The sequence below is a fragment of the Streptomyces hydrogenans genome (assembly GCF_014656075.1).
In the GTDB taxonomy this organism is placed as follows: domain Bacteria; phylum Actinomycetota; class Actinomycetes; order Streptomycetales; family Streptomycetaceae; genus Streptomyces; species Streptomyces hydrogenans.
Genome location: NZ_BNBS01000271.1, coordinates 1 through 2,595 on the forward strand (window position 1 = coordinate 1; position 2,595 = coordinate 2,595).

1 protein-coding gene is annotated in these 2,595 nt (G+C 74.1%); it reads right to left on the reverse strand.

What is annotated here, in order from left to right:
- Positions 1 to 2,595: Rne/Rng family ribonuclease (locus IE321_RS41290; protein ID WP_190226755.1), on the reverse strand; the 2,595-nt coding region annotated here is incomplete at both ends.

Here is a 2,595-nt window from a genome sequence, read left to right on the forward strand (position 1 = left end):
GCGGCGGCCGGGGTCACCGGCGCGGTCGCCCTGCGGGTGGCGCGGCGGCGGCCACGACCGCGCGTCGCGGCGGCCTCGGCCTCGGCGACGCGGCCGTACAGCTCCTCGTCCGGGGCGATCGGCACCGGCACGGCCACCGGGGCGGCCAGCTCGGCCGCCACCTCGGCCTCGGTCTCGGTCTCCACCGCGGTCTCGGCCTCGTGGGCGTGCTCGTGCTCGTGCACGTGCTCGTCGCCGCCGCGGCCGCGCTTCTTCGCCCGCTTGCCGCCACCGCCGCCACCGTGGGTGGCCGGCTGCTCCATGTGGACGATGACACCGCGGCCGTTGCAGTGGACGCAGGTCTCGGAGAAGGACTCCAGGAGGCCCTGGCCGACCCGCTTGCGGGTCATCTGCACCAGGCCGAGCGAGGTGACCTCGGCCACCTGGTGCTTGGTCCGGTCCCGGCCCAGGCACTCCAGGAGGCGGCGGAGCACCAGGTCGCGGTTGGACTCCAGGACCATGTCGATGAAGTCGATGACGACGATGCCGCCGAGGTCTCGCAGCCGCAGCTGGCGCACGATCTCCTCGGCCGCCTCCAGGTTGTTCCTGGTGACGGTCTCCTCCAGGTTGCCGCCCTGGCCGGTGAACTTGCCGGTGTTGACGTCGACGACGATCATCGCCTCGGTCTTGTCGATCACCAGCGAGCCGCCGGACGGCAGCCAGACCTTCCGGTCGAGCGCCTTCATCAGCTGCTCGTCGATCCGGTAGGTGGCGAAGACGTCGACCTCGCTGGTCCACCGCGTCAGGCGGTCGGCCAGGTCGGGCGCGACGTGCGAGACGTAGCCGTGGATGGTCTCCCAGGCGTCGTCACCGCTCACGATGACCTTGGAGAAGTCCTCGTTGAAGATGTCGCGGACGACCCGGACGGTCATGTCCGGCTCGCCGTAGAGCAGGCTCGGCGCGGAGGTCGAGATCTGGCTCGCCTTCTTCTGGATGTCGGCCCACTGCGCCTGCAGGCGCTCGACGTCACGGCGCAGCTCGTCCTCGCTCGCGCCCTCGGCGGCGGTGCGCACGATGACGCCCGCGTCCTCGGGGACGATCTTCTTGAGGATGGTCTTCAGCCGGGCGCGCTCGGTGTCCGGGAGCTTGCGGCTGATGCCGGTCATCGAGCCCTCGGGGACGTACACGAGGTAGCGGCCCGGGAGGGAGACCTGGCTGGTGAGGCGGGCGCCCTTGTGGCCGATCGGGTCCTTGGTGACCTGCACCAGGACCGACTGGCCGGACTTGAGGGCGGACTCGATGCGGCGCGGGCCGTGGCCCATGCCGAGCGCCTCGAAGTTGACCTCGCCGGCGTACAGGACGGCGTTGCGGCCCTTGCCGATGTCGACGAAGGCGGCCTCCATCGACGGCAGCACGTTCTGGACCTTGCCCAGGTAGACGTTGCCGACGTACGAGGTGGCCTGCTCCTTGTTGACGTAGTGCTCGACGAGCACGTTGTCTTCCAGGACGCCGATCTGGGTGCGCTCGCCGTTCTGGCGGACGACCATGACGCGCTCGACGGCCTCGCGGCGGGCCAGGAACTCGGCCTCGGTGATGATCGGGACGCGACGGCGGCCCTGCTCGCGGCCCTCGCGGCGGCGCTGCTTCTTGGCCTCCAGACGGGTGGAGCCCTTGATGGACTGCACCTCGTCGGACGGCTCGGCCTTCTCGCGGGCCGGGCGGGGCTCGCGGACCTTGACGACCGTGCGGACGCCGTCCTCGTCGGCGGAGTCGCCCTCGCCGGCGGCGTCACCGCTGCGGCGGCGACGACGACGGCGGCGGCGGGAGCTGCTGCTGCCGGACAGGCCGGAGTCCTCGTCGGACTCCTCGGACTCCTCCGACTCCTCCTCGGTGTCCTCGGCGTGGAAGTCCTCGGACTCGTCGGACTCGTCGGACTCCTCCGACTCGGCGGACTCGCCGCGGCGACGGCGACGTCCGCCCCGACGACGGCGGCGGGAGGGGCGGTCGCCGTACTCGTCGGCGTCCTCGGACTCCTCGGCCTCCTCCTCGGCCTCGTCGGCGACGTGCTCGACCTCGGGCTCGTCGGCGACGGTCGACGGGACGGGCTCGACGGCGACGGGCTCGCCGCGGCGGCGGCGACGGCGGCGCGAACCGGTCTCGGCGCGCTCGGCGGGCTCGACGGCCTCGACCGTCTCGGCGACGGTCTCCTCCGTCTCCTCCGGCTCCTCCTCCTCGACCTCGGCAGCGGCGGCGGCGAACGCGGCGGTCTCCGGCGTCTGGAACATCGGCTCGGCGAAGACCGGGGCCTGGAAGACGGCGACGGCCGGGCGCTCGGCGCGCCGGCGGCGCGGGGCGTCCTCGGCGGCGGGCGGCTCGGAGGTGAACTGCGGGCTGCTGACGCGGCGGCGGCCGCGGCGACGGCGGGCGGCGATCTCGGCGGCGGCGACCTCGGCACCGTGGGAGGCGATGGCCTCGACGGTGGCCTCGGGCAGGGCCTCGCCGGCCGGGGCGGCCGGCTCGGCCGCGGCGTCCGGGGTGGCCTCGGGGGCGGCGGCGCGGCGGGTGGCGCGGCGGCGGGTCCGGGCCGGCGGGGCGGCCTCGACGACCGGCTCGGCC